The sequence below is a fragment of the Xanthobacter agilis genome (genome assembly GCF_021730435.1).
Taxonomy (GTDB): Bacteria; Pseudomonadota; Alphaproteobacteria; order Rhizobiales; family Xanthobacteraceae; genus Xanthobacter; species Xanthobacter agilis.
In genome coordinates, this window is sequence record NZ_JABWGX010000007.1 from 43,985 (window position 1) to 66,300 (window position 22,316).

A 22,316-nucleotide genomic window follows, 5' to 3' on the forward strand; every position below is an offset into this window, starting at 1 on the left:
ACCGGAGTGAAGTCATGAGCGGGCAGGGCGCGAATGAATCGACGGAGGCGGTGTGGAGCGCCGTAGATGACTACCTGACGGGGCACCTTCTGCCCGACGATCCGGTGCTGGCGGCCACCCTGGAAGCCAGCACCGCGGCGGGCCTGCCGCCCATCGCCGTCTCCGCGGCCCAGGGCCAGATGCTGCACCTGTTCGCGCTGATGCTGGGCGCGCGCCGGATTCTGGAGATTGGCACCCTGGGCGGCTACAGCACCCTTTTCCTGGCGCGCGCCCTGCCGGCGGATGGCCGTCTCGTGACCCTGGAAGCCATGCCCCATCACGCGGAGGTGGCGGCGGCGAACTTCAAGCGGGCGGGGCTCGACCACAAGATTGATTTGCGTGTCGCGCCCGCCATTGAGACCCTGCCGAAGCTGGAGGCAGAGGGGGCGGGTCCGTTCGACCTCGTGTTCATCGATGCCGACAAGCCGAGCAACACCGATTACCTGCGCTGGGCTTTGCGCCTGACGCGTCCGGGCGGCATCATCATCTGCGATAATGTGGTGCGCAACGGCGCGGTGCTTGATGGCGCCAGCGCCGATGCCTCGGTCCAGGGCGTGCGGTGCTTCTTCGACGCTCTTTCGGCAGAGACCGGCGTGACAGCCACCGCCATTCAGACGGTGGGCGCCAAGGGTTACGACGGCTTCGCGATGATCCGCGTGTGTGCGGCCTGAGGGTTCAGGACCAGCTTCCCAGGTAGGCCAGAACGGCCACGATGAGGATGATGGCCACCACGATGTAGTGACGCGCCGCGATTTTGTGGAGAATCATAATGTGGTCCGCTGTGTTGGGCTGCCAGGAAAGCACAGGCGTGACCGAAGGGCATCCGGATTCGGCGGCACTTCCCTGGCCGACGCAGTGAGCCGTGCGCGCCGTGCGTTACCTGAACCCGCATGGCGCATCTGCTCGACGGCCCCGATCGGTCGCGCCCTGCGTCAATCGTCGTTGGAGGCGTTGAGTTCGTCGGGGCGCAGGCCGTCCTCCGCGGGAACCAGCTGCACACCCGGTGCCGGGCTGGCCAAAAAGACGATTCGCTCGCCTTCGAGCACATCCACGAGCTGGTTTCGGGTCGGGGCGAGCGCCGACAGGCCGGTGTCGTCGGTCTCGACGATCTTGACCGTGGCGGCGGTTACGCCGGCGCGGGCGGCGAGGACTTCGCGGGTCCATCCCAAAATGGCGCGGGCGGCCTTGATCTGCCGGCCGGAAACCGTGTTGTCCATGGGGCAATGCTCCAAAATGATCCCTGTTCCTATCGCACGGCGGAGAGGATGCGTCGACGCGGCATCGAACAGGGCCCGCAATGAGGACTAATCCGGAGCCTTTGCCATCTTTATGCAATAGGCGCCGTCTAGTATTGTGCAGTGCACTATTCGCCAGCGGTCCCAAGCTGGAGGATGGCCGAACCGGATGACGCCGCCCATGCGGCGGGGAGGACCGCTTGAACGCTCAGCTCATGCCCTCGAAGTTCACCAACCCGTTCTTCGCCAAGGTGACGGATGGCAATGCCTGGACCGCGCGCCAGCGCGCTTTGGCCCTGACGGCGCAGCTGTCCGAGTTGTCCACCATGAGCCAGTTGACGTCCAAGGCTGCCGGACGGCACTTCATGAATATCTCGGCCACCCACGGCGGGCGGCTGCGGGCGACCTTCGACGAATTGACGGCCCTCATGGGCACCATCACCAGCACGGAGCGTTCGCTTTCGGACCGGGTGAAGGACGCGCAGGCCTATGTGATCGACCGCACCCAGCGCGCGGTGCTTACCCTCGACACCCTGCGCCAGCGCGGCGACAATTTCTTCGAGCACGAGGCGGCCGGCTGCCCGCCGGTGCTCATCTATGACTATGACGTGGTCATGGACGGTCGCAGCCTGCCCCGGCCCTGCAATTACGCCCTGCTGAAGATCAAGCCGCCGGAGGGGGTGGAAGTCTATCCCTGGAAGCGCCCCTATGTGATTATTGACCCTCGCGCGGGCCATGGCGCCGGCATCGGCGGCTTCAAGTCCGATAGTCAGGTGGGCGTGGCGCTGAAGGCTGGCCATCCGGTCTATTTCGTCAGCTTCAGCCGCAATCCCGAGCCCGGCCAGACCCTGGCCGATGTGTCGCGGGCCGAAGCGACGTTTGTGCGCTACGTGCAGGAGCAGCATCCGGACGCGTCGAAGCCCGTGGTCATCGGCAATTGCCAGGGCGGATGGGCGACCCTCCTGCTCGGCGCCGCCAACCCGGACATCACCGGCCCGCTGGTGCTGAACGGCGCCCCGGTGGAGACCTGGTCTGGCGACGTGGGGGCGAACCCCATGCGCTACAATGCCGGTCTGCTCGGTGGCCAGGTCCAGCCCATGTTCTGGTCCGACTACGGTGACGGCGTGTTCGACGGGGCATCGCTGGTGCTCAATTTCGAGATGCTGAATCCGGGCCGCACCTGGTTCCGCAAATATTACGACCTGTTCGAGAAGGTCGATACCGAGAGCGGCCGCTTCCTGGAATTCGAGAAGTGGTGGAGCGGCTTCTTCCTGCTCAACGAGCCGGAGATCGTGTGGATCGTGCGGGAGCTGTTCGTCGGCAACAAGCTGGCGCGCAACGAGGCGCGGCTGGAGCATGGCCGCGTTCTCGACGTCAAGCAGATCCGCTCGCCCATCATCGTGTTCGCCAGCCATGGCGACAACATCACGCCGGTGAAGCAGGCGATCAACTGGATCATCGACACCTATGCGGACGAGACGGAAATCCGCATCCGTGGCCAGCGCATCGTCTACATGGTGCACGACAAGGTGGGCCATCTCGGCATCTTCGTCTCGGCCTCCATCGCCAAGCGCGAGCACACCCAGGTGTCCTCGGTGCTGAAGACCATCGAGGCGCTGGCGCCGGGTCTCTATGAGATGACCATTGATGACGTCCGCGGCGAAGGGCAAGACGCGCAGTTCACCGTCTCCTTTGCCGAACGCAAGATGAGCGAGCTGCCCGGCTATGGCGACGGGCGCGAGGACGAGGTGCCCTTCGCCGCCGTGCAGCATCTCTCCGAGTTGCAGGGCGAGCTCTACGACGTGTTCCTGCGGCCCATGGTGCAGGCGTCGGTGACGCGCGCGAGCGCGGAGATCGGCCGCATGATGCATCCGCTGCGGGTGCAGCGCGCCCTCACCTCGTCGCGCAATCCGGTGATGATGCCGCTCGAGGCCCTTTCCAAGGTGGTGAGCGAGAGCCGCAAGCCGGTGGAAAAGGAGAATCCCTTCGTCCTGGCGGAGCGCCTGATGGCCGATGCCTTCGAGCAGACCATCGACGTCGTCCGCGATATTCGCGACGCCTGGTACGAAGTGACCTTCTATTCCATCTACGCCACGCCCTTCATGCGCTGGTTCGGCCGGAACTACAATTTCGAGCGGACGCGCAAGACCAAGGAAGAGCTGGTGGGTCTGCCGGAGGTGCGCGCGGCCTTGCTGCACGTCAATTCCGGTGGTTTCGTCGAGGCTGTGATCCGCATGCTGATCCTGCTCGCCGATGCCCGCGGCAATGTGCGCCGCGATCGCCTGGAGCGCTCGGCCAAGGTGCTCACCAAGGACGAGCCCTTCCTGTCCCTGCCGGTGGCCCGCAAGGCGGAGATCATCCACGAGCAGAGCCTGGTTGTGGAATATGCGCGCGAGGCGGCGATCGAGGCACTGCCCGAGATGCTGCGGACTCCGGAGGAGCGCCGCAAGGCGGCCGAGGTGGTGCAGTTCGTGCCCGGCCCGCTTGAGGAGATGGATCCGCGGACCCTCTCCATGTTGCAGCGCATCCGCCATGTGCTCGGCCTGGAGCCCGCGACGGCCGACATCGCGCTTGATCCGCTGGAGGTGACCGCGCAAGCGGCTCAGTGAGGACACTCGCCGTGTGAAGACGCAATGCCGCGGCGCATAAGCGCCGCGGCATTGCGCTTTCAAGGGGGGCAGCATAGGCTTCCCGAAAATCTGGTTTAGGGGGAGCTTTCATGGCGCGCTCGTTTTTTCGGTTCGGTGTTGCAGCGGCGGTTGCCGGGGTGCTGGCCTTCGCGCCATCGGCCATGGCCGCGATGTCCGGCAAGGACGCGCTTGCCAAGCTCAACAAGGATGGCGACGACACCCTGGAGATCGTCGAGGTGATCGATCTCGGCACCCAGACCTTCAAGGCCATCAACAAGGATCATGACACCACCTTGGAAGCCCCGGAGACCAAGGGGCGCCTGACGCCCGAGGACTGGGCGCTGGTCAACAAGGACGGGGACCAGACCTTGGAGCTCGACGAGTGGCTGACGATTGTCCGCTCCCGCTTCAATGCGGCCGACGCGAACAAAGACGGCAAGCTGACCGCGGCGGAGCTTGATTCCGAGCCGGGCCAGAAGCTGCTTCTGCTGATCGTGAAGTGACCTAAGGCCGCCGCACGCTCATCGGCGGCTGGGGCAGGACACGAGCAAATGGGCTGCCGCTTGAAGCCGCGTCTGGGCGACGCGGTTTCTTTGTCATAGCCCGGTTTGCGGTGCCACAGGAGTGGCTCCCGTGCCGGCGACGGCGGTCCAGCCCTCCGCGTCGGCGGAGAGCAGTATCAGAATTTCTCCACCCAGGGGCGCAGGTCCACCTCGAAGCTCCACGCCGAGCGATGCTGACGGTGGGTGGACAGGTAGGTTTCCGCGATGGCCTCCGGCGCCAGCCATTTGTCGGCGGGACCGCCCTCGCCGGGCGTGGCCCAGGATGACGAGATGCCGCCATCGATGACGAAATGCGCCACATGGATGTTGCGCGGACCAAGCTCGCGGGCGAGGCTCTGGGCCAAGCCACGCAGCGCGAATTTCTGCATGGCGAAGGGGATGGAGTGGGGCATCCCCTTGATGCTGGCCGTGGCCCCCGTGAAGAAGATGGAGCCGGATCCGCGCGCCAGCATGCGCCGGGCGGCGGCCTGGGCGGTGAGGAAGCCGCCGAAGGCGCCGACCGCATAAGCGTCCAGCACCTCGCCGGGGTCCAGTTCCTCCACCGCCCCACGGTAGCGGGCCGCCGCGTTGAACACCACGAGGGAGGGCGGACCCAGGGTCCGGTCCACCGCCGTGAACGCCGTTTCCACGGCCTGTGGGTTTTGTACGTCCCCGGAGAGCGCCAGCGCGCCGGTTTCCGCGACGAGGGGGGCGAGCTTCTCCACATTGCGGGCCACGAGGGCGATGCGAAAGCCCTCTTGGTGGAGGCGGCGGGCCAATGCGGCGCTGAGGCCCTTGCCGGCCCCGACGATGACGGCGATGTCTTCACTCACTTCAGCTTCTCCCAGGCTGGCGGGGCAGCGGCCTCAACGTGCCGCGAACAGGGGCGAAACCCCTGCCGTGTCGATAAAGACGACACCGTCCTCGACCTTCACCGGATACTCGGCAAGCGGGCTTTCCTGCGGTTCTATGGGCGCGCCGGAGGCAAGGTCCCAGGTCCAGTTGTGGATCGGGCAGGTCAGTACGCGGCCGTCGAATTCCGCATCGGAAAGCGGCGCGTTGGTGTGCGGGCACACCCCCTGAAAGGCCTTGAGCGCGCCGTCCTCCGGCCAGGCCAGAACGATGAGGTGGCTGTCGGCGATGACGAGCCGCATGCCCCCCTCGGGCACGGTTTCAGCTTTGCAGACACGGGTAAACATTCAAAAAATCTCGCCAGTATCGAAAGAAATCGAGGCTATGATGGCGCGTCTTGGCGGTGCTGAAAAGCCCGACGACGCGGAAGGAGCGCCGCGCGCGACTGGCCAATGGGCCCGAAATCTGTGACGCTCCCCGTGGCGCAGCATTTTTTAAGGGGCGCGCCACCCCGATCCCGTTTGGACGTTTCATCCATGCCTTTGCCGGAAAACAGCCGTCTCAAGCCTTTCATTCTCCAGCGCAAGGACCAGCTCACGAAGGCCAAGGTCCGGCGCTCTCTCGGCCAGATGCAGGGCAAGATTGGAGAGCTGCCGCTCACCCTGGGATTTCAGGGCGCGCTCACCGCGAAATTCAAGGACGCGGGGGCGCCGGTGGTGATCGCCGAACTGAAGGGCGGCACGCCGTTCGATCCCAGCCTGCGCCTGATGGTCCCCTACAAGAACCTGGCCGAGGATTTCGAGGCGGTGGGCGCCGCCGCGCTCTCGGTGGCGGTGGAACGCCAGTCTTTTCGCGGTTCGGCGTCCGACCTGTCCACCGTGCGCGGGGCCGTGGGCCTGCCGGTGATCGCCCAGGACATCATCTTCGACGTGTATCAGATCCTGGAAGCCCGGCTCGCCGGGGCCGATGCCATCATGCTGTCGGCGGCTCTGCTCGGCGACAAGCTGGCGGCGTTCCGCGAGCGTGCCGCGGCCATCGCCCTCGATGTGCTGGTGCAGGTGCATACCCCGGCCGAGGTGGAATTGGCGCTGGCCTCCGGCGCGGATTTCATCTGCGTGACCAACCGGGACATCAATACCTTCGAGCTGAAGCCAGGCACCTGCGAGGCGCTGCTGCCGCTGTTGCCGGCGGACAAGGTGTTCGCCGTGGCCGAGGGCGGGCTGTCCACCGCCGATGATCGCGCGCGCCTGGGTGCTCTGGGCGCGAAGGCGATCCTGGTGGGCGCGGCGCTGATGAAGGACGAGGACCCCGCCGGTGTGCTGGAGCGCATCCTGGGCGTGGAAACGCCGGTGGAGTGACCGGGGCTCCCCCCTGCGGGCGGGGACCCCGCCCGCAGGCACGCGCATTGCACGGGAGACGCGGCGGAGCCGGCGTCAGGCCGGCGCCGGCTCGGAAGGAGCTAAGACATGCCCTTGAAGGAAGAGGATATCCAGCCCGGCAAGTGCTACAAAACCAAGGGGCCGGAGAACTACAAGGTCATCGCCATCACGCGCGGCATTGTCACCTATCAGACATGGACCTCGCCCCTGCGCATCAATACCGGCATCAAGGTATTCGCGGACGCCGTCTACAAGATGGTGCCCTGCCCGAATTAGGGGCGCGGACACCGGCAGCAGGCGCGGGGAGATGACCATGGCCAAGGATCGTCGAGGGGCGAGGCCGTCTTTCAGGGCGCGGGGCGGGGCATGAGCGCCATCGCCGAGGGACCGAAGATCGCGGCGCTATCGTGCGGCAAGCCGGTGTATCTCGTGGTGCTGCTGCACGGCGAGGGCGACAGCGGCGCGGCCATCCTCGACCACGCCCTCAATTGGGCGCCGGCCCTGCCGAAGGCCGATTTTCTGGCCGCCGAGGCGCCGCTTTCCGGTCCTGGCGGGGCCGGGCGGCACTGGTTTGACGGCGGGGTGGGCGTGCACGCCGCCCTACCGGAGGCAGCGGCCGCGTTGAACCGGTTTCTGGATGCGGCCCTGGCGGCGCGGCGGCTGCCGGACAGTCATCTGGCCTTGGTCGGCTTTTCCCAAGGCGCCACCCTCGCCCTCTGCGCCGCGCTCATGCGGCCACACCCGGTGGCGGCTGTGGTGGGGTTTTCCGGCGCCTTGCCCGAGGGGTTGCCCGCAGCCATCACGGCCCAGCCGCAGGTGCTGATGATCCATGGTGAGGATGACCCGCTGGTGCCGTTCGCGGCCATGGGGGCGACGAAGGAACGCCTTAAGGCCGCTGGCGTGCCCGCGAAAAGTATGCGTCGGCCGGGCCTCGGGCACGCCATGGATGATGATGGCATCATCGCCGCCGGTGATTTCCTCACCCGGAATTTGGCCCAGAAGCCCGCGACCGCACCGCACGACCATCACCACTGACAGTTGGGGGATATTCATGACCGCGCGTGTGCCCGAGGCGTTGCGGCGCTTCATCTGGGATATCCAATCCATGGTGGAGCTAGCCGATAGTCCGCGCGAGATCCTCTTCATCGGGCGGGATCTGATGGGCCGGCTGGTGGCCTCCGACGATTGGCTGCCGCCGGTGTTCGCTCCGGACGGCGACGGGCCCTGTCTCTATGAACTTTACCGCGACGACATGGAGCGTTTTTGCGTGGTTGCGTCGGTGTTCGCGGCAGGCCAGGGCTGGCCCTGTTTCCAGGATGGGGTTTGGGAGATCAGCGGCGTGCTGCGCGGCGAGGTGGTCCGCAGCGGGCCGGGAGCTGATGCGCGGGTGCTGGCGCCGGGCCGCGTTGAAACAGCTCTCGGTGGCGAAGCGGCGGCATGGACCCAGGCGGGCGCCCCTGGGGCGGCGGTCGTGATCCACGTTTATGGGGGGGGCATCGGGCGCATGGCGCGCGGCCAGGTGGGTCCCGATGGGGTGGTCACACCCAGCGTGGTCGGCTATGCCAATCCGCCGGACGCTCCCGCCTATGACATTCTCTCGATTCAGGCGGAAGTGACCGACTGAGGGAGAAAAGGCCGGGCGACCTCTTTGGGGGGGCGAAGCCTGACGCGGTGGCGGCGGGTGTCGGACATTCGACACATGCGGCGGGCCGTCTCGCGAGGATCCATCGGTGCGATCACGCCCTGCGGCCCAGGCCACGCGGCGGTTGGATCTGCGGCGCGCCGAGGGGAACGGGTGGGCGCGAGGCCCACCCGAAGTGATGTTTACTTCTTGACCTTCCTCAGCATCATCTCGATAGCCGTCACGGACTCAGAGACGTTCAGCCAATTTTCGGCCTGTTCGTCATTCTTGAATTCACGGCCCAGGTTGATGGGGGCCTCTTCACCTTCAACATGAAGGAAGCAAGCCCACTTTCCGGTCGGAAGCTGGTCAACGGTCACTTTATAATCTGCCATAGTCAGATCCTTCGCCTTTGGTTTTCCACCCGATGACGGGCGATTTACCCGTTTGGCGCCTCTCCGCGCGCGCACCCCTGATGCAAATCGGCGGCCAGACGCAGAGCGGAGAGGAAGGCAAGGCGAAGGATGTGGGCAGCGCCGGCTCACGCAGCTTTCAAGACGCCATGCGTGGCATGGGGACGAAGGCGCGGTGGTCGTGGCGCGGCGCTTTCCGCTGGCGAGGGGCAGGGCGGTATGAAAGGCCCGGCAAGCGGCGCGGAATCCGGTGCGCGCTGAAAGGTGGCAATCAGCAATCCGGTCTTGGGCCTACGACGCAGGGGCTGGGCCTATTGCAGCAGCCATCCCATGCTGAGAGCGCACAACATCGTGGTAATGGCCGCGGTGCGAATGACCTCGCGCGGCGACAAGTTGGACATGTTGCCCTCCACCATTGCAGAGCGGATCAGAGCGTTAACCGTAACGCATCCTGCGGGTGGGTACATCATCTATTTGGGTGGTGTTTCTGATTCCTTAAATATTTCGGTATGATAGTCCTATTTTCTTGCGGTTCATGGCGCTTGCGAATGTTTTTTCTGATGCGCTGCACTGTTGTTTGCTGCGATGCGGCGGCGCCGCGAACCTTATCTCTGGTACCAGCTTGCGGATATCTCTCCACGCAGTTGATTCATGTGCTGTTTCGAGGGCTACCGGAAGCTTTCCCGTTTGAAAGCCACATCGGGTGGCGCGACACTGGCACCATGTGTCCGCCGCGCCCCGGCTCATGCGGGGATGTCTCGCGGATGGCTGCTCTCATTTTCCGGAGTTCGAGCGTCCGGCGGCGGCGCGGGGCCTGGGCTCAGCCGCCGAGGTAGCGCCGGGCATAGCGCGCGCCGAGGCTGGTCAAAAGCTCATAGCCAATGGTACCGGCGGCGCGGGCGAGGGCGTCGAGGTCCTGGTCGGGACCGATGAGGTCCACTGCATCGCCGGGCGAAAGCGTCCCATCGGGCAGGGCGCTGATATCGAGGATGATGCTGTCCATGGAGACCCGGCCGATGAGCGGCAGGCGTGTTCCCCGGTGCCAGGCGGCGCCAGTGTTGGACAGGCTGCGCAGGAAGCCGTCGGCATAGCCCATCCCCACGGTGGCGAGCCGCGCCGCCGTGGGGGTGGTTGCGGTATGGCCGTAGCCCACGGGTGTCCCCGCCGCGGCCTGCCGCAACTGCACCACCCGCCCCTCAAGCCGAACCACGGGCCGCAGCGGGTTGGGCGCGCCCGCCTGGGGCGCGATGCCGTAGAGCGCGGCGCCGGGGCGCACGAGATCGAAATGAAAATCGCCGCCGAGGAAAATGGCGGAGGAAGCCGACAGGCTGGCCGGCACACCGGGAAGGAGCCGGCGCGCGGCGAGGAAGGCCTGCCGTTGTGCTCCGTTGGCCGGATGATCCGGCGTGTCGGCACAGGCGAGGTGGCTCATGTGCAGAACCACATCCAAGCCTTCGAGCGCGTCGGCGGCAACGAGGCTCGTAAGCTCCGAAAGGGTCAGGCCGAAGCGGGACATGCCGGTGTCGCTCTGCACGACGGCGGGTAGCTTGCGTCCCAGGTGGTGGGCATGAGCGGCGAAGCCCGCTACCTGCTCCAGCGAATTGAGCACTGGAAGAAGGTGGTGGGCTGTGAAATCGGCCTCGGTTCCAGGCATCGGCCCATGCAGCACGGCAATGCGCGTGGGCGACGGCAGAATGTGCCGCAGCGCGATGCCCTCGTCCAGGTGCGCGACGAAGAAGGTCCGGCAACCGGCGGCTGAGAGTGCGCGCGCCACCTCTCGCGCGCCGAGGCCATAGGCGTCCGCCTTCACCACCGCCGCGCAGACGGCGGGGGCGACGCGGGCCGCCAGCGCGCGCCAGTTCTGCGTGATGGCATCAAGATTGATGGTCAGCACCGCGCCGGCGCGGGCAAGGGAGGGATCAGCGGGACGCGGGGGGATGATGCTGGGAGAGGGCGCGATCGCGGTCATGGGGAGCAGACAACCGGGGTGGAAACTGGACAGAACATTACGCGCGGCTTGCGCGAATCTCCCGCCGATCTCTGCCCGATGGTGTCATTCGAGGGGAGGGCATCGAACGATCTGCTGTGTTTTCGCAGAAAATGCGAGGCTGCCCCCGTCATGCGCGCCTGCGTTTTCGGCCGGGGTTGGCACCATGCACCCATGCACCCATGCCGGCCGCCGGCTAGATCGCCCCTTCAATGTCGATGAGGCGGATGCACTCCCGGCATCGCCTGATGATGTACGCTGCGTGCCTGTTGAAGGTTTCCCGTTCCTCCGTGCCCATCGGCGGCGGGGTGGAATCGCCAAAGGCGCTGTTGAACAAGTGAATCCCGCGATTGATCAGGGTGATACGGGAGTGCAGTTCGTCGCTGATGCGCCAGATGTCCGGATCGATCGCGAGCCGTTTGAATTCCAAGTGTTCTTCGGTGAAGCTGCGGCGCAATGTGTCCCAGTTCAATTGCTCGGGCTCGGAACGGCTGATGGTCGTGAAGTCCGCCTCGGTCGCGACCAGCGTCGCGCGCACGTTGTTGAGGATTTTTCGGAGTCGACTTCTGTGTTCGGCGGTGGCGAGATCCAGCATTCGGGTCTGGGCCTCGATCTGCTGTTGGGCGGCGGTCCAGGCGAGCACGCCCGCGCCCACGCCGAGAAGGCCGCCCACCAGACCGCCCGTGACCGATCCATAGAAGCCGAGCCAGTCGCCCGAAAGCTTGGATAGCGCAGGTATTGCGCTCCACGCGAGTGCCACGCCGAAGACGGTTCCTCCGGCGAGCAAGGCCAACGGGTTCCAGAGGTCGGTCTTTTTCATGCGGCGAAATTGCAATTTTGCTGCAAAATTGTCGAGTAATAAGAGCCTCGTGCTGAGTGTTCCCGGTTATCGTAAGGTTATGTGGACAGCTTTACCTTTGGGAGGACCCTTGGGAACCTTGCGCTCCACGGGAAGGTGTCTCGTGGATCCCCAATAAGGCTGTGCCCGCTCCCGGAAGGCATCCAAGGGGCGTCTGCGTAGGGCTCTTGCGCCCCCGCACGGCGAAGGTGTCCGCGTGAAAGGGCAGTCGAGCGTCACCTGGGCAAAATAGACGCTTGCCGCGCGCCGGATCCCGCGCGCCGCGATGCGGCGTATTTTCCCGCAGACGCGCCTTCAGCCGCGCAGCGATGCGCCGCGTCATTTTTGGGCAGCGGCAAGCGACGCGCGGCTATCGCGTCGCTTGCCGGTTCAATGCGCCCAAGCCTTGGCGAGCGACCGCCACGCCAGATGGCAAGACAAGGGCATTCTATCGCGGTTTCCTCCGCCTTGTTTCAGTTCGCCGATGGCGGCGTTTGTCCACGAAGACGACGCTCCGATCCAGGCGGGCATCACCACCGCAGCCGAAGAACGCCACTGGCGCCCAAGGTGGAGTAACCGGACGCGATCTGTGCATCGAGCCCGGCGGACAGGGTGATGTTCCCGCCCGCCGCAAACTGAAGGCCCGCATGCAGATCCAGCGCGTCGCTCACGGTTGGTATCGCCGTGTCGGAAAAGGTCAACCCGGGCAGCTCGGCGAAGCTGCGTGGCACATCCCGGTCCGGGCTGAAGTCGTGCATCCACGCGGCGCGCAGAGAGGGAATGTAGACTTGCCCATCGCTCGCGGTCCACCTGCCCTCGATCTGCATGCCGAGGTAGGTGGGCAACGACGTGATGGTGGTCGCTTCATATTGCAAGCCGGGGCCCAGCCGGCCAAAGCTCTCATCGGCCCCGCCGAGCCACAGGCCCATCGGCTGGAACGCGGCGAACGGCGTCAGGTTGAGACCCGCTGCGGCCAGGGCAAACCGATAGCCCATCTCAATCCGCGCGCCAAAGAGGGTGCCGTCGAAGCCCGTGTCGGCCGAATAGCTCGATTGGAACAGTGTGCGGTCGAAGCCGGCGTGGGCATAGCCGAGGGTGGCGATGGCCGAGACGTAGCTCGCTCCCGACGTGTACATGCCATAGAGGCTGGCGCCGCCGTAATTGGTTGTGACGCTTGCGTTCTCGCCTGCCACCGAGAGGCTGGCGGTGGAGAGTGTCACGGCCGCTCCCAACAGCACGGGCAAATCAGCCCATTCTCCATCCAGCCCGACGCTGCCACCGAAGGTGGAGCCCGAGAGGTTGCCACCGGTGGTGAGGCTGCCAGCGGTGCCTGCCCAGAGATAACGGGCCGCGCTGATCGCCGCGTCGTCGTCGCCTTGCGGCCCCGACGCAACAGGTGCGCCGCCGCCGGCACTGGAAGCCGAGCGCAGCCCCGAGCGCCAAAGGTCGAGTTGGCTGGTCACTGAGGCGATCGTGTTCGAGGCTGCATTGACCATGGTCTGAGGCACCATGGAAACGGCGCCGCCGCCGACCGTCTCGTAAGCCGATTCAAGATCCGCCGTTGTGCCCACATTCAGCAGTTGGGGCACGATTTCCTGAAACACGGACGATGAGCCGCGCGCCTGGATCGTGCTCACCAGCGCACCGATCACCTGCCCCTGGTTGGAGAGGCCGGCGGGCGTGAAATCCACGCTGGTGCCGAGTGTCAGGCCGGATGTGGAGGTCGAGAGCGTGAAATCCACAATGGCCGTATCGCCGGCGGTCCGAAGGTTCGAGGCCGACACCCCACCGAGCGCGGTCAGGATGGTCTGGTCAAAATGGCCTGACACGACACGGCCGGTGTTGGAGAGGCTGCCGCGCACCGTTCCGGAAAGATCGGCGTGGCCGGTGATGTCCAGCCGGTCGGTGCGGCCGGCGAGGAGATCGGTGCGCACCGAAAGCACGCCACTTTGCGTCTGAATGAAATTGCCGGCGATCGAGGTGCCGCCGAAGGTCAGCGCGGCGGAACGCAGGGTGCCGGAGTTGGTGAGCGTACCGCTGACGCCGCCGAGATCCAGCGTGGAGCCGGCCCAGATCGTACCCCCCACTTGGTTCTCGACGCGGTTTGCCTCACCCTGTGCGAGCGAGAAATTGCCGATGATCGTGCCGGCGTTGACCACCTCCGCGAAGCCCCCGCTGGCCTTGATGACCAACCCTTCGCCGCCCTCGACGGTGGCGAGCGTGCCGGCACTGTGGATGTGAGTCTCGGTTCCGTCGCTGGTGATGGCGGTGCCGCCGGCCCCACCGATGACGTTCGCCCCTGCCGCGACGGTGATGTCGGGGTCGCCACTGCCCTGGGCGTAGATGGCTGTAGCTCCCGTGCCCGTTGTCACCACCGAGCCGCCCGTCTCGATATTCACCACCACTACGCCGGTTACCTCCTCCATGGTGGTGCCATTCATGACGAGCCCGCCACCATAGCTCGCCGACTGGGCGATGATGCCGTTGGCTCCCGTGCCCGACGTGGTGATGGGCGCGCTCACATTGACGGTAACGGCGCCACCGTTACCGGCCCCCCCGGACGGGGCGGTGTAGGTGAGGGCGGTGTCGTTCGTCACCGCCACGCCACCGCCACCGCCGATGGACTGGGCCAGAACGCCCACCGCATTGGTGCCGCTGGTGGTGACGGCGGCGCCCACGTCCACGTTCACGCTGCCGCCGTCGCCGGACGTGCCCGCGAAGCTGACGGTGGAATTGGAACGGCCGAGGCCGCCGCCGCCGCCGATGGACTGCGCGACGATGCCGATGGACGAGGACCCGGTGGTGATGATCTGGCTCGATGTGGTGACGCTCACCGTTCCGCCGTTCCCGCCGGAGCTGCCGCCCAGGATCAGCGAGTCCGCCTTCATGGTGGCGATGCCGCCGCCGCCGCCGATGGACTGCGCGACGATGCCATAGGCGGCGTTACCGGTGGTGGAGATGGTCCAGCCGCCGATGGCGGACACGGACACGCTGGCACCATTGCCGCCTGCCGACCCGCCCAGAGTCACGGAGCCCGCAAAGGACAGGCTCGCCTGATCCGCCGTCGGCAGGCCTGCCATGCCGCCACCGCCGCCGATGGACTGGGCGACGATGCCTATGGCAAGCCCGCCGCTGGTGCTGACGTTGGTGCTGACGTTCAGCGTCACCGCGCCGCCATCACCGCTGGTGCCGCCGCTGGCGCCCAGCACGGTCGTGTGCTGTGTGTTGACCGATGTCGTCCCGTCGCCGATCAGCAGGACGCCCGCGAACCCGCCGCCGCCGGCGACGGACTGGGCGACGATGCCGTGCGATTCCTCGCCCGTGGTCGCAACAGACCGATAAGTGTCGACGCTCACCTGCCCGGCATCGGCAGACAAGCCATCCGTTCCGCCAAGGGACAAGGTCACATTCCGGCTGGCAAGGCTACCGGTCACCGCCGCGATTCCGGAAGCGACCCCGCCGCCCCCGGCGATCGACTGGACCAGCACCGCCGGGGCAAAATCGCCGGTGGTGGAGGTGGTTACCCAATTTTCGAGACTGACCGCTCCGCCGGCTCCGCCGCTGCTGCCCCCCAGGAGAAGGGTGCTTTGATAAGCGGCGCTGCCGGACCCGTTGGCCTCCGAGGCCATGGCCGCGCTGCTGCCGGCGGTCCCGCCGCCGCCACCGACGGACTGCACCAGCAGCCCGATGGCGCCCGCTCCCGACGTGGCAACCACCGCGTCATCGGTCATCACGCTGACATTTCCACCCGCACCAACGCCCCCGCCGAGCGCGAACGTGGTGGTGACGCTGCCCGCGCCGGTGGCGCCGTCATTGCTCACGTCGGCGATGCCGCCGCCGCCGCCGATGGACTGCGCGACCAGGGCGTAGGCATTCACCCCCGTGGTGACAAGGCTCGGCCCCCCGTCCGGGCTGTCGCTGAAATTCGCGAAGACCCCGCCCCCGTTCCCGCTCGCGGAGCCGCTGGCGCCGAGGGTCAGGGTGGCGGTCACCGTGCCCAGGGCCGCGCTCGTGGTGGTGGCGACAGAGGCGATGCCGCCGCCCCCGCCCACCGACTGGGCGACCAGGGCGGCCGCATTGGCGCCCGCCGTGGAGACACTTTCGAGCATGTTCGCGGAGACATTGCCGCCATCACCGTCGCCGCCAGAGGCGCCCAGGGCCAGCGTCGTCGCCGCGTCTCCGTTGGACCCGCTGGAAAAGGCCGCGCCGGCGACACCGCCGCCCCCGCCCACGGATTGCGCGAGGATGCCGGCCGCCCCCGCCCCCGTCGTGATCACGTTCGCCGACGCGGTCGCGGAGACGATGCCCGCGTTCAATCCGCTCCCGCCCGAAGCGCCCAGGGTCATCTCCATGGACGCATCGCCGCTGGTGGCCGTGGTCGAACTGACGTCCCCGACGAGGCCGCCGCCGCCGCCCACGGATTGCGCGAGGATGCCGTGCGCGAGCGCCCCCGAGGTGGAAATGGCGCCGCTCTGGGTGACGGTCACGGCATTGCCCGTGCTGTCCGTGGCGGATGAAGTGCCCAGCGTGAAGCTGAGCAGATAGGTCGCATTGGCCGTATTCGTCGTGCCGGAGCCGCTGATGCCGCCGCCACCGCCCAGCGACTGGGCGACGATGCCCACCGCTTGCGCCCCCAATGTGGTGATGGGCGTCGCCGAAGTGACCGTCACGAGCCCGCCCGAGCCACCATTGCCCGATGAGCCCTGAGCAATGGCGACGCCAATGCCCGCATCGGTGATGACGCTGGACCCCGTGGTGGCCGAATAGGTTTCTCCGCCCGTGCCGGTGACATATTGATAGGTATTCGCCGTCGAGGTGACGAAGGAGCCGGCAGAGCCGCCGCCTCCGCCTACGGATTGCGCGACGATGCCATAGGACTGGGCGCCGGATGTCCAGATGCCCGGTGTCACGCCGAAGGCATCCACCCCTGCCGTCACGTTCACCGTCACCGTGCCGCCGTCACCGCCGCCCGTGCCCGAGCCGCCGAGCCCCAGGGCGAGGGACGCGGTGGTCACCCCGCCCAGCGAGGAGGCGGCGTTGCCGCCATTGCCGCCGCCGCCGCCAACGGACTGGGCCAGGATGGCCGCCGAATTGTTGCCCAGGGTCACCAGGGTGCCCTGGGTGTCCACGCTCACCGTGCCACCGGGCGCCGCGCTGCCGCCGTCGCCGCCGAGCGACATGGAGGTGCTGAATTCGTTGGCGGAGGAATGGTATCGCGAAGAGCCGCCATTGCCGCCGCCACCGCCCACCGACTGCGCAACGATGGCCGGGGAATTGTCGGGGTCTTCCACCGCCGCCTCAGTATCGCTGGTCAGCGGCGTTCCCGTCACGATCACCGCGTAATTGGTGATGCTCACCGCCCCACCATATCCGGCGCCGCCGCCGGAGCCGCCAATGCTGAGCCCGACCGCATCGCCGGTGGAGTCGATATAGGTCTGCGATCCCTTGCCCTGCTTGTTGTCGAAGGCCACCCCCGACGATGACCCGGCGCCTTCGAGCTGGCCGGCGAAGTTCAGCCCGAGCGCGGTGTAGGCTTTAGCCTCTGTGGTGGACAGGGTCACCTTGACTTGGGTTATGGTCGACACGCTGGTGGAGCCGCCATTGCCGCCACCGCCGCCCACCGACTGGGCGAAGATGCCAGGCGCCGAGGCGCCAAGGGTGTTGATGTAGGAACCTAAGCCTTCGGCACCCGACACGACGGTGACCGCGCCACCGACCCCGCCACTGCCACCCGTGCCGCCGATCGCCATCGCCGCAACGCCCCGCTGGCGCGACGATGTGCTGTTGGAGTTGCCGCCCTTCACCGAACTGACGGCCGAGCCGCCATTGCCGCCGCCGCCGCCCACCGACTGGGCGATGATGCCGGCCGATTGGGTGCCCAGCGTCTGGATGTTGCTACCGGATTGCACATAGACCGTGCCGCCATTGCCGCCGTCGCCGCCGGACCCGCCAATGGTCAGCGACGCCCCATAGGTCTTGCCCGCGGAATTGGCGACACCATTGCCACCATTACCGCCGCCGCCGCCCACCGATTGGGCGAACACCGCTGGGGACAGAGTTCCAGACGTCTGGATGGACATGGCACTGACGGTGACCGCGTTGCCATCGCCCCCGGCGCCCGCCGCGCCGCCGACGGAAAGCGAGGCGGCCGTGACATTCTTGGACTTGCTGGTGCTTTGCGTGGGCGTCGCGCCGAAATAGCTGGACGCGATCCAATAGGCATAATCGGTGTCTTCCACGGCCTCGCTGCCTGCCGAACCCGCCGCCGCGATGATGACCTGCGCGGCGGCGCTGGTCAGGAGGCTGTTGGCGTCGGTCGTGCTGGCCCCGCCATTGCCGCCGCCGCCACCGATGGACTGGGCGATGATGCCAGCCGAATAATCGCCATAGGTGACGATGGGATTGGCCTGATCCACCTCCACGGTGCCGCCATTGCCGCCGCCGGTGCCGTCCCCGCCAATGGCGATCTCGGCGGTGTAATTGGAGCTGTATTTCTTGTATTGGCTGTAGGCTTCCGAAGCCCCGCCATTGCCGCCGCCGCCGCCCACGGACTGGGCGATGATCGCCGGCGACTGGTCGCCATAGGTCACGATGCCGCCGCTCAACCTCCCCACGGTGAAGGACACCAGGACCGCGCCGCCATCGCCGCCCGCGCCGCCCGTGCCGCCGATGGCCAGGGACAGGGACACCTCGTTTGCGGTGGACATGGAATCGGCGGAGCCGCCATTGCCGCCCGATCCGCCGATGGACTGGGCAAGGATACCGGGCGCGAAGGATGTCAGTGTGGTGGTGTCAGAGGTCAGTGCCGTGCCCGTCTGGATGTAGCCATTCCCGTTGTAGTCCGGGGCCACGGTGACGGTCACGTCGCCCGCATTTCCACCCGACGCTCCGTCGCCGCCCAGCGTGAGCGACATGGAGTAACCCGACGCGCTCGGGGTATAGGAGGTGCCCTCAACGCCCACGCTGGAGAGGCTTTCGGCACGGCTCTCGCCCCCGTTGCCACCCGCTCCGCCGATGGACTGGGCCACGATGCCGGCGGAGAGCAGCCCCTGCGTATAGATGTTGCTGTTGGTGGAGACGCTGACATCCCCGGCATTTTGCCCGGAGCCGCCCGTGCCGCCGAAGGCAGAGGCATCGCCGATGCTCATCTCGCCGCCGTTGCCGACACCATAGGCACCAGCGAGCGCATAACCGCCCGACCCGCCCGACCCGCCAATGGATTGAGCCAGGACGCCGATGGACTGATCCTGAGCGGTGGTGATCACGCCGCTGAGAGTAACGGTGACGTCATCGGAGGCTCCGCCGGTTCCACCGCCGGCGCCGATGGCAAAGCTGGCCGCCGACTGCATGGCCAGCGTCGCACCCGCGCTGAAGCCGCCATTGCCGCCATTGCCGCCAATGGACTGCGCGACCACACCGGGCGACAGCAGGCCATCGGTGGTGACCGCACCCGTGACGGTGACGGTGGTTGTCCCCGCGACCTTGCCGCCCGCACCGCCCGTGCCACCGACACTGAGCGTGACCGCCGCGTCATCACCCACCTGTGCCGCCACGTCCCAGCCGCCATTGCCCCCCGCTCCACCAATGGACTGGGCGAGCACGCCGGGGGATTGACTGCCGGCCGTGCTGATCGAGGCTGCGATGACCCCGACGCCGTAGGAGATGCCGCCGGCCCCGCCGCCGCCACCGATGCTGATCGAGGCCGCGGTCCCACCGGACAGGCCGCCGGCAACGGCAAGCCCGCCGTTTCCGCCCGCCCCGCCGATGCTCTGGTCGATCACGCCGGCCGAGAGGGCGCCTGACGTGGTGACCGATCCGTACGTGTAAGCATAAGCGACCCCGCTGGTGCCGCCCGTGCCGCCGCTGCCGCCAAGAGCGAGCGAAAGGCTGCCGCTGGCCATGGAGCCGCTGACCGCGAAGCCGCCATTGCCCCCCGAGCCGCCCAGCGCCTGCACCACGACGCCCGGCGCATTCCCCGCCGTGCCCGCCTCCGAGATGATATTGCCGTAGCTGAGAACCCCGACCTCGTTGCCGAGCGAGCCGGCGCCGCCGCCGCCGCCAATGGCGAGGCTCGCGCCGTTGGAATCCGAGATGTTGCCGGCGATGGCGAAGCCGCCGGCGCCGCCGCCGCCGCCGATGGATTGGGCGAGCACCACCGGCGCCCCGCCGCCATAGGCCGCGAGCTGGCCGTAATTATAGACGTTGACGGTCCCCGCCGCGCCGCCGCTGCCGCCCGTGCCGCCGATGGACACGGCTGCGCCGGACGTGAGGGACACATCAGCGTCCACCGAAACCCCACCCACGCCGCCACCGCCGCCAATGGACTGGGCGATCAGGGCACTGGCGCCATAGCCATAAGTGGTGATATTCGCCGAGCCGTAGGCTGAATTGACCGAGCTGTCCTCGTTATAGACAAGGACGGTGCCGCCGGTGCCGCCCGACCCGCCCGAGCCGCCGATGGCAAGGCCCACCGAATAGTCTTCCCCGCCCGCCGTCACCGCGATCGCTTCGCCGCCCGCGCCGCCACCACCGCCGACGGATTGCGCGACGAGGCCGTGCGAGCGCTCACCATAGGTGGTGATGACGCCGCCGGGATTGTCGGCGACCACGGATCCACCGTTCCCTCCGGTGCCGCCCGACCCGCCCAGGGCCAGCGCCACCGTGCCGCCGCTGGACAGGCTGCCGGTGATCGCGGCGCCCGCCGCGCCACCACCCCCGCCGATGGACTGGCCCATGATGCCGGCGGAATCATCGCCATAGGTGAGAATTTGCACGCCGTTCGTGGCGGCATAAATCGAGCCGGCCGACCCGCCGGTGCCGCCCGATCCGCCGTCGGAGCCGCCAAGCGACACGCTGAACTCACCGAAGGCCGAGGCGGACAGGCTCACCGCGTAGCCGCCATTGCCGCCGCCCCCGCCAATGGATTGGGCGAGAATGCCCGGCGAGCTGGAGCCGAGGGTCGCGATCGTCGAGGATGGAAAGGGACCGCCAATGGTGGGGTCAGCAAAGGTCAGCGAGGCGCACGCATTGTTGGCGGAGGTGTGCCCGGTATAGGTGTCGCAGTTCGTCGCCACCGCACCGCCGGAGCCGCCCGAACCACCGGAACCACCATGGCTGATGGACGTCGCGGCGCCGGCCACCGTCATGCTGAAGGCCACCGCGCCGCCGGCATTGCCGCCGCCGCCGCCGATGGATTGGGCGAGGATGCCGGCCGAGTTGATTTCCGCCGTGGAGATGGACCCCACATTGTCCACCACGACCGCCTCGGCGCTGCCGCCGCCGCCGCCCGAGCCGCCCAGCGCCACCGAGGCCCCGGCCACCGCCGAGGCCGAACCGGAGAGGCCAAAGCCACCGTTGCCGCCGCCACCACCGAGCGACTGGGCGAGGATGCCGTAGGACCCGCCGGCCGTCGTGGACGATGCGACGATGCCGTTGCAGGTTCCCGTACAGATGTTACCTTCATTCACCACCAACACTTGGCCGCTGGTGCCGCCTCCTCCGCCCGAGCCGCCGATGGCCACGGCCAATCCAGGCGCGCCGCTGAAGGCCATGCCCCCGGCGCCGCCGGCGCCGCCCACGGACTGGGCTACGATGGCGGCGGAGGAGGCCCCGGTGACCGTGATGTCATCATAATTGATGACCAACACCTGCCCGGCATTGCCCGCCGGCCCGCCCGAGCCGCCGAGCGCGACGAGCCCGGCGGCCACGCCCGCATCGCCGCCGCCGCCGCCCACGGACTGGGCGAAGATGCCATGGGAGCCGGCCGCCCATGTGGTGATCGTCGCCGTATGCGCCGTGCTGTTCGGACCCAGGGTGCTGACGCTGACGCCGGAGCTGTCTCCGCCATATCCGCCGCCGCCGCTCACCCCGCCGAACCAACCCGACGCCGAGCCGCCATCGCCGCCAACGCCGCCGATACTTTGCACGAAGACGGCCGTGGCCGTCGCCGACGACACGGAGGCGTAATTCAGGAGCTGGACGTTACCACCCGTTCCGCCGGCGCCCGCCTCGCCGCCATCGCCGGAACTCAGCGAGCTGTCCTCATCGCCGCCATCGCCGCCCTGGCCGCCAATGCTTTGCAGCCAGATGCCATAGGCGCTGGAGCCGGTGGTCGCGATCGGCAGGGCATTCTGGAGAAGGACGTCGCCGCCGTCCCCCCCCTTTCCGCCACCGCCGCCACTATAACTGGTGGAACCGGTGTCGCCGCCATTCCCGCCCTTCCCCCCCTGGGAATAGGCGACGATGCCGGAATAGGTGAAATAATAAGTCCCTGAGGGGACCGCACTGAAAGACACGCCATAAAGCTGCGTGATTAGGTTGACATCTCCGCCGGTGCCTCCTGAGCCGCCGGGGTAGCCACCATAGCCGCAGTCGGCTCCCGAGCCGCCATTGCCGCCCTTTCCGCCGACAGAGCTGGCAGAAACGAAGGTTCCGTCATAGGTCGAGCCAGCAGCCCCAGTGTATCCTATACTGGCATTTACGACGTCCCCTGTTCCTCCGGTGTCTCCGCCCCCCGGCTTATCCAAGCAAGCATCGCTCATGCTCGCGTCTTTGCCATCTTTGCCGTTCGATCCGATTAAGGCAATGCTAGCGTAAGGCGTTGCGACGGAAGGCGTCTGCGCGGAAGCATGGACACTCAAGGCACCCACAGCCACCGAGGCCAAGAGTGTTGCTCGGGCGGACGCCAGAATGGCCCGCCCCTGACGCAGGTTGTCATAAATCATCGCAATAGCCGCCCTTGCCCGGAGTTGCTGACTTGGCGCTAGCCAGATCGACGCTG

General features: G+C 67.3%; 14 protein-coding genes. 7 read left to right on the forward strand and 7 right to left on the reverse strand.

Going from position 1 to position 22,316, the window contains the following annotated elements:
* Nucleotides 1-14: 14 nt before the first annotated feature.
* Nucleotides 15-710 (forward strand): O-methyltransferase, encoded by a 696-nt coding sequence (locus HUW53_RS06730; RefSeq protein ID WP_237344986.1) that lies wholly within the window; start codon nucleotides 15-17, stop codon nucleotides 708-710.
* Nucleotides 711-971: 261 nt separating this feature from the next.
* Here HUW53_RS06730 and HUW53_RS06735 read toward each other — a convergent pair whose 3' ends face one another.
* A complete protein-coding gene (locus HUW53_RS06735; RefSeq protein ID WP_237344987.1) occupies nucleotides 972-1,256 on the reverse strand; it encodes a helix-turn-helix domain-containing protein in 285 nt (94 codons plus the stop codon).
* A gap of 218 nt (nucleotides 1,257-1,474) precedes the next feature.
* On the opposite strand from HUW53_RS06735, the gene HUW53_RS06740 reads away from it, so the two are divergent.
* Entirely contained in the window at nucleotides 1,475-3,883 is a 2,409-nt protein-coding gene (locus HUW53_RS06740; protein ID WP_307499930.1) for a DUF3141 domain-containing protein, read from the forward strand.
* 110 nt (nucleotides 3,884-3,993) lie between these two features.
* Nucleotides 3,994-4,407 (forward strand): hypothetical protein, encoded by a 414-nt coding sequence (locus HUW53_RS06745; protein ID WP_237344988.1) that lies wholly within the window; start codon nucleotides 3,994-3,996, stop codon nucleotides 4,405-4,407.
* A 176-nt stretch (nucleotides 4,408-4,583) separates the two neighbouring features.
* On the opposite strand, the gene HUW53_RS06750 is transcribed toward HUW53_RS06745, so the two are convergent.
* Together HUW53_RS06750 and HUW53_RS06755 are read right to left on the reverse strand one after the other, a co-directional pair.
* The gene (locus HUW53_RS06750; protein ID WP_237344989.1) at nucleotides 4,584-5,279 is read right to left on the reverse strand and encodes an SDR family NAD(P)-dependent oxidoreductase; all 696 of its coding nucleotides are present in this window, start codon (nucleotides 5,277-5,279) and stop codon (nucleotides 4,584-4,586) included.
* 33 nt (nucleotides 5,280-5,312) lie between these two features.
* Nucleotides 5,313-5,645 carry a monooxygenase system ferredoxin subunit gene (locus HUW53_RS06755; RefSeq protein WP_272903910.1) on the reverse strand — a complete coding sequence of 111 codons (333 nt, stop codon included), beginning with the start codon at nucleotides 5,643-5,645 and terminating at the stop codon, nucleotides 5,313-5,315.
* Between the two features lie 189 nt (nucleotides 5,646-5,834).
* Between HUW53_RS06755 and HUW53_RS06760 the strand changes: the two genes are divergently transcribed.
* The 4 genes from HUW53_RS06760 (at nucleotide 5,835) to HUW53_RS06775 (ending at nucleotide 8,301) form a co-directional block, all read left to right on the forward strand.
* A complete protein-coding gene (locus tag HUW53_RS06760; RefSeq protein ID WP_237344991.1) occupies nucleotides 5,835-6,656 on the forward strand; it encodes an indole-3-glycerol phosphate synthase TrpC in 822 nt (273 codons plus the stop codon).
* Nucleotides 6,657-6,764: 108 nt separating this feature from the next.
* Nucleotides 6,765-6,953: a hypothetical protein gene (locus tag HUW53_RS06765; RefSeq protein ID WP_237344992.1), complete on the forward strand. Its 189-nt coding sequence runs from the start codon at nucleotides 6,765-6,767 to the stop codon at nucleotides 6,951-6,953.
* A 90-nt stretch (nucleotides 6,954-7,043) separates the two neighbouring features.
* Nucleotides 7,044-7,712 carry an alpha/beta hydrolase gene (locus HUW53_RS06770; protein WP_237344993.1) on the forward strand — a complete coding sequence of 223 codons (669 nt, stop codon included), beginning with the start codon at nucleotides 7,044-7,046 and terminating at the stop codon, nucleotides 7,710-7,712.
* A gap of 16 nt (nucleotides 7,713-7,728) precedes the next feature.
* Nucleotides 7,729-8,301 carry a cysteine dioxygenase family protein gene (locus HUW53_RS06775; RefSeq protein WP_237344994.1) on the forward strand — a complete coding sequence of 191 codons (573 nt, stop codon included), beginning with the start codon at nucleotides 7,729-7,731 and terminating at the stop codon, nucleotides 8,299-8,301.
* 200 nt (nucleotides 8,302-8,501) lie between these two features.
* On the opposite strand, the gene HUW53_RS06780 is transcribed toward HUW53_RS06775, so the two are convergent.
* The 4 genes from HUW53_RS06780 to HUW53_RS06795 all read right to left on the reverse strand — a co-directional run bounded on the left by HUW53_RS06780 (nucleotide 8,502) and on the right by HUW53_RS06795 (nucleotide 21,831).
* Entirely contained in the window at nucleotides 8,502-8,693 is a 192-nt protein-coding gene (locus HUW53_RS06780; RefSeq protein WP_237344995.1) for a hypothetical protein, read from the reverse strand.
* Nucleotides 8,694-9,531: 838 nt separating this feature from the next.
* Nucleotides 9,532-10,680 carry an alanine racemase gene (gene alr, locus HUW53_RS06785; protein WP_237344996.1) on the reverse strand — a complete coding sequence of 383 codons (1,149 nt, stop codon included), beginning with the start codon at nucleotides 10,678-10,680 and terminating at the stop codon, nucleotides 9,532-9,534.
* A 214-nt stretch (nucleotides 10,681-10,894) separates the two neighbouring features.
* Nucleotides 10,895-11,518, reverse strand: a complete 624-nt coding sequence (locus HUW53_RS06790) for a hypothetical protein (RefSeq protein ID WP_237344997.1) — start codon at nucleotides 11,516-11,518, stop codon at nucleotides 10,895-10,897.
* A gap of 548 nt (nucleotides 11,519-12,066) precedes the next feature.
* Entirely contained in the window at nucleotides 12,067-21,831 is a 9,765-nt protein-coding gene (locus tag HUW53_RS06795; RefSeq protein ID WP_237344998.1) for an autotransporter outer membrane beta-barrel domain-containing protein, read from the reverse strand.
* Nucleotides 21,832-22,316 lie beyond the last annotated feature (485 nt).